General features: G+C 49.0%; 1 protein-coding gene. It reads right to left on the reverse strand.

Annotated elements, in window-relative coordinates; all coding sequences use genetic code 11:
* Window positions 1-290, reverse strand: a 290-nt coding sequence (locus Q4528_RS13450) for a dienelactone hydrolase family protein (protein WP_303522021.1), incomplete at both ends; no start/stop codon positions are given.

The raw sequence follows: 290 nt of genomic DNA on the forward strand, positions 1-290 counted from the left end.
CTATCGGCGTCTGTATTTGCACTGGGCAAATTGGCTTTCATCGCATCTAGCGCTGCCTTAGTTCTAGCACGTAGTAAGGGTCTGTCGCTGCGAAGCGCTGTTGCCGCCACTTTTGCTTCATCTGCATTAGTGGGTCTAACGTCAGTACCATAGACATCGGCCATCATTACCGCATAGCCCATTTCTGCTATTTTTTTTGCCTTAGTTAACGAGCCTTCGGTGGGGCCCATCCAATTTGGAACCATCAGAATAGCCGGTAGCCCCTTCTTCGCATCATCAAATACTAAGGT

This window comes from Staphylococcus pasteuri, from assembly GCF_030547725.1.
Lineage (GTDB): Bacteria > Bacillota > Bacilli > Staphylococcales > Staphylococcaceae > Staphylococcus > Staphylococcus pasteuri.